The following is a 6,526-nucleotide window of genomic DNA, read 5'->3' on the forward strand; positions in this document are numbered from 1 at the left end:
GCCCGCAGACGCGCCGTCACCGGCCCGGTGTAGCGGCGTGTCTGCGGGCCTCGGCGTGGGGACGGGGGCGGGACCGGAGGCGGAGGCGGTCCGAGCTCAGACGTCGAAGGCGGCGCGCGTCTCCCGCCGGTGCGCCACCCGCAGCCACACCGCGCTGGAGACGAGCATCCCGACGACGGCCCCCAGCACGACCGGGCCCCCTCCCCCGGCCTGCACCATCCGCCCGCCGTCGACCATCCAGAAGGCCGCCGTGAGCATCCCCAGCACCACCAGCACGCTGCCCACGGGGCGCACGGCCCGGATCCGGCGGGTGATGCCGGCCAGGAGCACCACGGCCAGCAGGACCACCGCCGCGGCGGCCACCGGCCACGCCCCCGCCGGGGTGACGAACGCGGCGACGTCGGCGTCGGTGACCTCGCTCGCGCCCCAGGAGCGCGCCTCCAGCACGGCGCGGGCGTAGCCGGGCGTCGACTGCAGGGCGAGCACGCCCGCCACGCCAGCCGCGCTCAGTGCACCCGTGACCGCCGTGACGGTCTGGAACAGGCGCAGGGGACGCAGGGCCGCGCGATCGGGGGCGGGGTCGCGGTCCGTGGCGGCGTGGGGATCGTCGTCGAGGGGGTGCATGCCCCCATCATGCCCGGCGGCGCAGGAAGGTCGTCGCGAGGCCGGGGTTGAAGGCGCACACGAGCCAGGCCGCGTTCACGAGCGCGAACAGCCCGCCCAGGACCAGGGGCAGCACGACGTCCCCGGCGGGGAAGACGAACAGGCGGATGGTCCCCAGCAGAGTCACGAAGATGGCGATCGAGGCGAACAGGGCGCCCATGATGCGCGCCGCGTTGCTGCGCCGGGTCAGGCCGACGAGGACGATCGCGTAGACCGCCAGGCCCAGCAGGGTCGCGAACCAGACGCTGCCGGTGAGGGCGCCCTCGATCGCCTCGGCGGTCATCGCGGGCGACTGCGCACTGCCCTCGGGCAGCGAGTCCGCGATGTCCTGGGCCGCGCCCGGGAGGAGGTTGCGCAGGATCGACGCGGCGTAGAGGACCGCGGACGCGACCGTCAGCCCGAGCAGCGCCCGGAACACGCCGGGGGTGCGGGCATCGGGGCGGATCAGCGGGCGGGCGTCCGGGCCGGAGTGCCCGGCGATGCGCCGCCGCGCCTCATCCGGGCCCACCACGGGCCGCCCGCCGCCGTCCAGGTCGTCGGGGTGGGGGGACACGGGATGCGGGGGTCGATGATCGGAGGCCATGTCGCCATGGTCTCCGCTGGCCGACGCCGGGGCGAGGGCTGGCGACCCAGGACTCGCCGCCGGCGAACGGCGTCGGGGTCAGGCGCGGCGGCCCTGACGGGTGTAGGCCGCGACCTGCGGGTTGAAGGCCTTGACCAGCCACAGGATGTTCACGATCACCAGCGCCAGGCTGAGCACGGAGGCCAGCACGCCGCCGATGCCGGGGTAGGTCACGAAGGAGAAGATGCCGCCGACGGCGCTGAGGGTGCCCAGGATCCCGACGACGATGCCGAGGATGCGGGCCCAGTTCTTGGCCCCGCGGAGGTTGAAGTACACCAGGGCGTACAGGGCCACGCCGATGAGCAGGACGATGATCGTGCCCACCGTCACGGAGGCGCCCACGACAGGCGCGATCTCCTCCACCTGCTCGGGGGTGAGGCCGCTCTGGCGAAGGGAGTCCCGCATGCGTTCGATGCTCTCCTCGCCGCCGAACAGGGCCGGCAGGGAGGACAGCACGTACAGCGCGAGCGACGTGAGCGTCAGCGTCAGGAGCGCGGGGAACGCGGCCGGCTCCGGGACGATGCCGTACGGGCTGCCCGGCTGGGCGCCGTAGCCCGGGGCCGCGTAGGGCTGCGTGCCGTAGCGGGAGCCCACGGCGGGCTGCTCCGGGTTCGGGTCCGGGTTCGGTCGATCGGTGGTCATGGTGAGCTCCTCGGTGTCGTGGGTGACGGTGGTGGCGGTGACGGGCGCGGTGGCAGGATCACTCGTGCCGCAGTGCCTCGATGGGATCCTTCCGGGCCGCACGCAGGGCGGGCAAGGTGCCGGCGATGAACGCGATGGCCACGATCAGCAGCAGGATCAGCAGCAGGGCGAGGGGGTTGACCGCGAACAGGACCAGGCCGGTGACGCCGCTGAGGGGGCCGGTGGTCAACACCTGGTTCGCGATGAGTCCGACGGCGACGCCCAGGCCGATGCCGACCAGCGAGCCGAGCAGGCCGATCACGACGGCCTCCATGGTGAACAGGCCGAAGATCTTCCCGCCGGTCATGCCGAGAGCCTTCATGAGGCCGATCTCCCGGGTGCGCTCCTGCACCGCCATGAGCAAGGTGTTGATGATGCCGAAGCTGGCGGCGAGCAGCGCGATGAGCGCGAAGCCGGTCAGCACCCACGTGACGGCGTCGATGATGCCGCGGATCACGCCGAGCTGCTCCTCGAGGGTCTGCGCCAGCAGGCCCTGGTCGGCCAGCGCCTGCTTCACGGCGTCCTCGTTCGCCTCCGGGTCCGCCACGATCGCCGTGGCCTGGAAGTAGGTGTCCCGCTGGGACTCCGGCAGGCCCTCCGTCGTGATGTCGTAGATCTCCTGCTCGAGCGACTCCGACGGCGTCGGGGCGGTGCCCGCACCGGACGCGGCCGCCTTCGTCACACCGACCACGGTGGCCGTCACGGACTTGTGCTCCTGCAGCGGGGTCGCCGCCACGACGGTCAGCTCCGTGCCGACCAGGTCCTCGGCGTCGCCGGCGCCCAGGTCCTCCACCCACGACTCGGGCATGACGATCTCCGCGGCGCCGGCCTCGGGGGCACGGCCGGCCGAGAAGGTGAGCATGTCGATCTCACCGGAGCTGCCCATGAAGCCGGTCTGCCACTTGCGGTCGTCCGGGCCCTGGATGTACTCCGGCTCGGCCACCCGATAGGTCTTCACCTCGGTGACGTGCTCGGTGTCCTCGATCGCGGCGAGGTCCTCCTGGGTGAGCAGTGGCATGCCGAACATCTCGCCGCCGGCGGCGTCCTGCTCCGCGTACTCCTGGGGCGAGCCGCTCGCCGCGCCGGCCGAGGACATGTCCTGCTGCTTCATCACGGTCAGCTCACCGGGCTTGCCGAAGCCCTCGACCACGTTGTCCACGTACTTGTTGATGCCCGCGCCGAGCCCCGTGGTGAGGGTCAGCGTGAATGCGCCGATCACGATCGCGACGACGGTGAGGAAGGTGCGCAGCTTGGAGCGCATCGTGTTGGCGAGCGCCGTGCCCGCGACGTCGGTGGCCTTCATGCCCGCGCTCCGTCCCGCTCGGTGCCGACGCGCTCGTCGGCGATGACCACGCCGTCCTGCAGCTCGACGCGACGGTCACACTTCGCGGCCAGGTCGTCGTCGTGCGTGACCACCACGAGGGTGATGCCCTCGTCGCGGTGCAGGCCGAAGAGGATGTCCTCCACGGCCGCCGAGGTGGCGGAGTCCAGGTTGCCCGTGGGCTCGTCCGCGAACAGCACCGTCGGGTTGTTCACGAGCGCACGGGCGATGCACACGCGCTGCTTCTGGCCGCCGGAGAGGTCCGTGGCCTTGTTCTTCGCCTTGTCCGCGAGCTCGAGCCGCTCGAGCACCGCCATGCCGCGGCGGGTGCGCTGGGCCCGGCCCACGCCGGCGATCTTCAGCGGCAGCACGGTGTTCTCCAGGACCGTCTGGTTCGGGTTCAGGAAGAACTGCTGGAACACGAAGCCGAACCGCTCGTTGCGCAGCTGGGAGATCTCCGCGGCCTTGAGCTGGGAGACGGGACGGCCGTCCATCGCGACGACGCCGGCGGAGGGCTGGTCCAGCAGCGCCAGCAGGTGCATCAGGGTGGACTTGCCGGAGCCGGACTTGCCGACGACGGCCAGGGACTCGCCGCGCTGGATCTGCAGGGTGATGCCCTTCAGCGCGTCGAAGCGGGACGCCCCGCGACCGTAGACCTTGACGAGGTTCTCCGTCTCCAGGACGGGTTCGGCGCCGGGCGGGACCTCGGCGACGGCGGGGATGGGGACAGCGGTGGACATGGCTCCGGCACTCCTCTGTCGGTGGGGCTCGCCCCCGCTGCGGCAGGAGCGGAGGCAGTGCCTCCATCCTGACAGCCGCGCACGCGCCGCCGCCTCCACCTCGAGTCGGAGAACACGACGGCCCGCGTCCCCCGCAGGTCGGGGGCGCGGGCCATCGTCGGGAGGCCGCGGGGCCGGTGCGGCCCGGCTCAGCGCAGCGGCGGCAGGAAGCCGACCTTGGCGTAGACGTCCTCGAGCACGGGCGTGGCCACGGCGCGGGCCTTCTCGGCTCCGGAGGCGAGGATGCGGTCCAGCTCAGCGGGGTCGGCGAGCAGCTCGAGGGCGCGCTCGCGCACGGGGGCCAGGCGCTCGACGACAGCGTCCGCCACCGCGACCTTGAGGTGCCCGTACATCTTGCCGACGAACTCCTCCTCGAGCTGCGGGATCGGCGTGCCGGACACCGCGGCGAGGATGGTCAGCAGGTTGGAGACGCCGGGCTTGGCCTCGCGGTCGAAGCGCACCTCGGTGCCGTCGTCGGTGACCGCGGACTTGATCTTCTTGGCGGTCTTCTTCGGCTCCTCGAGGATGTTGATGAGCCCGTTCGGGGACGCCGCGGACTTGGACATCTTCGACGTGGGGTCCTGCAGGTCGTAGATGCGCGCGCCGGTCTCCGGGTAGAAGCCGGTGGGCACCACGAACGTCTCGCCGTAGCGGTGGTTGAAGCGCTGGGCGAGGTCGCGGGTGAGCTCCACGTGCTGGCGCTGGTCGTCGCCCACGGGCACGCCATGCGGCTGGTAGAGCAGGATGTCCGCGGCCATGAGCATGGGGTACGCGAGCAGGCCGACGCCGGCCGCGTCCGCGCCCTGCTTGGCGGACTTGTCCTTGAACTGGGTCATGCGCATGGCCTCGCCCATGCCGGTCATGCAGGTCAGCACCCACGCCAGCTGCGCGTGCTCGGGCACCTGGGACTGGACGAACAGCGTGGAGCGCTCGGGGTCGATGCCGCCGGCGATGAACTGCGCGGCGGCCACCCGCGTGCGCTCCGCCAGGGCTGCCGGGTCCTGCGGCACGGTGATGGCGTGCAGGTCGGGGATGAAGAAGAACGCCTCGAAGTCGGCCTGGGTGCGCTCCCAGTTCACGAGGGCGCCGAGGTAGTTGCCCAGGTGGAGGGAGTCCGCCGATGGCTGCATGCCGGAGAGCACGCGGTGCCGGGCGGACGCGCCGGGCAGGTGGGCGGTGGCGGCGGCGTCCTGGGCCAGGACGTCCTGGACGGAGTTCTTCTTCATGGTCATCTCAGCCTCGGGTCTCTCCTGCACGGTCAGAACTGGTAGTCGACCACGAGCGGGGCGTGGTCGGAGAAGCGGGTGCCCCAGCTGGGGGCGCGGTCCACGACGGCGGTCGTCGCCCGCTCGGCCAGGCCCGCGGTCGCCATGTGGTAGTCGATGCGCCACCCGGCGTCGTTGTCGAAGGCCTTGCCGCGCATGGACCACCACGTGTACGGGCCCGGCACCGGCCCGGCGAGGGCGCGGTGCACGTCCGTGAAGCCGAGCTCGCCGAAGAACCGGTCGAAGTAGGCGCGCTCCTCGGGCAGGAAGCCGGCCTTCTTCACGTTGCCCTTCCAGTTCTTGATGTCCAGCTCGGTGTGGCCCACGTTGAGGTCGCCCGTGACGAGGGCGTGCCCCTCCCCCGCGGCCAGCTCGGAGAGGCGGCGGACCATCTCGTCGAGGAACCGGTACTTGTCCTCCTGCTTCGGGGTGTCGACCTCGCCCGAGTGCACGTACGCGGAGACCACGGTCAGCGGCGAGCCGTCCGGCAGGCGCAGGTCGGCCTCGATCCAGCGGCCGGCGTCGTCGAAGTATCCGTCGGCGTCGGCGATGCCGGTGCGGACCTCGCCGAGCGGGAACCGCGAGGCGATCGCGACGCCGGCCCGCCCCTTGGCGGCGGCCACGGCGTCCGCCAGGTGCACCTCGTCCCAGTCCTCGCCCACGATCTCGCGGACCAGCTGCGCCGTGACGTCCGCGGGGGCGCGCACCTCCTGGAGGGTGAGCACGTCCACGCCGCGGCCGGCGAACCACTCGCGCATGCCCTTGCGGTGCGAGGCGCGGATGCCGTTGACGTTCACGGTGGCCACGCGCACGGCGCCGTCGGCCTTGGGCGCCCCGGCGTGGGCGTGCACCACGGGCTCGCCCTCGGCGGGCTCGGGGTACTTCCCGGTGACGGGGTCCTTCTCGGGCAGCGCCGTCATCAGCCGATCACCGTCCCGCTCACCGGGCCCTCGGCGCCGCCGGCCCGGGACTCCTTGATCATGTCGCGGGCGTTGGAGGCCGTGATGTCGATGGTCTCCAGGGCGCGGTCCACCATCTCGCGGTCCATGCCCGCGCCCGCGGCGAGCTGCTCGCGCACCACGCGCACCTGCACCTGGGCGATCTTGAACGAGTGGTCCAGCTTGGTGTCCCGCAGGGGGTCCGCGGCCGGCGCCGGCGGGGCCACCGCGGGGGCGGCGGCGTCGGCCTCGCGGCC

General features: G+C 72.5%; 7 protein-coding genes and 1 pseudogene. All 8 read right to left on the reverse strand.

The window, feature by feature from the left end; all coding sequences use genetic code 11:
- Positions 1 to 96: 96 nt before the first annotated feature.
- Positions 97 to 624, reverse strand: coding sequence for a hypothetical protein (locus tag HMPREF3105_RS06220; RefSeq protein WP_070708989.1), 528 nt, complete (start codon positions 622 to 624; stop codon positions 97 to 99).
- A gap of 7 nt (positions 625 to 631) precedes the next feature.
- Positions 632 to 1,216 carry a hypothetical protein gene (locus tag HMPREF3105_RS06225; protein ID WP_070708990.1) on the reverse strand — a complete coding sequence of 195 codons (585 nt, stop codon included), beginning with the start codon at positions 1,214 to 1,216 and terminating at the stop codon, positions 632 to 634.
- A gap of 108 nt (positions 1,217 to 1,324) precedes the next feature.
- Positions 1,325 to 1,927, reverse strand: coding sequence for a hypothetical protein (locus tag HMPREF3105_RS06230; protein WP_020624727.1), 603 nt, complete (start codon positions 1,925 to 1,927; stop codon positions 1,325 to 1,327).
- Positions 1,928 to 1,985: 58 nt separating this feature from the next.
- A complete protein-coding gene (locus tag HMPREF3105_RS06235; RefSeq protein ID WP_020624728.1) occupies positions 1,986 to 3,269 on the reverse strand; it encodes an ABC transporter permease in 1,284 nt (427 codons plus the stop codon).
- Positions 3,266 to 4,027, reverse strand: coding sequence for an ABC transporter ATP-binding protein (locus HMPREF3105_RS06240; RefSeq protein ID WP_049145557.1), 762 nt, complete (start codon positions 4,025 to 4,027; stop codon positions 3,266 to 3,268). The genes HMPREF3105_RS06235 and HMPREF3105_RS06240 overlap by 4 nt, the downstream gene beginning before the upstream one ends.
- Before the next feature lie 188 nt (positions 4,028 to 4,215).
- Complete coding sequence (trpS, locus tag HMPREF3105_RS06245) at positions 4,216 to 5,298, reverse strand: tryptophan--tRNA ligase (protein ID WP_049145560.1); 1,083 nt, start codon at positions 5,296 to 5,298, stop codon at positions 4,216 to 4,218.
- Positions 5,299 to 5,324: 26 nt separating this feature from the next.
- Positions 5,325 to 6,251, reverse strand: coding sequence for an exodeoxyribonuclease III (locus HMPREF3105_RS06250; RefSeq protein WP_070708991.1), 927 nt, complete (start codon positions 6,249 to 6,251; stop codon positions 5,325 to 5,327).
- A pseudogene (locus HMPREF3105_RS06255) lies at positions 6,251 to 6,526 on the reverse strand (hypothetical protein); the annotation flags it as partial. The gene HMPREF3105_RS06250 and the pseudogene HMPREF3105_RS06255, both read right to left, overlap by 1 nt.

This window comes from Micrococcus sp. HMSC31B01, from assembly GCF_001816085.1.
Classification (GTDB): domain Bacteria; phylum Actinomycetota; class Actinomycetes; order Actinomycetales; family Micrococcaceae; genus Micrococcus; species Micrococcus luteus.

Coding starts and splice junctions, on each gene's coding strand:
- trpS (WP_049145560.1), bottom strand. CDS start 5,298: ATGACCATGAAGAAGAACTCCGTCCAGGACGTCCTGGCCCAGGACGCC.
- HMPREF3105_RS06240 (WP_049145557.1), bottom strand. CDS start 4,027: ATGTCCACCGCTGTCCCCATCCCCGCCGTCGCCGAGGTCCCGCCCGGC.
- HMPREF3105_RS06235 (WP_020624728.1), bottom strand. CDS start 3,269: ATGAAGGCCACCGACGTCGCGGGCACGGCGCTCGCCAACACGATGCGC.
- HMPREF3105_RS06220 (WP_070708989.1), bottom strand. CDS start 624: ATGCACCCCCTCGACGACGATCCCCACGCCGCCACGGACCGCGACCCC.
- HMPREF3105_RS06250 (WP_070708991.1), bottom strand. CDS start 6,251: ATGACGGCGCTGCCCGAGAAGGACCCCGTCACCGGGAAGTACCCCGAG.
- HMPREF3105_RS06230 (WP_020624727.1), bottom strand. CDS start 1,927: ATGACCACCGATCGACCGAACCCGGACCCGAACCCGGAGCAGCCCGCC.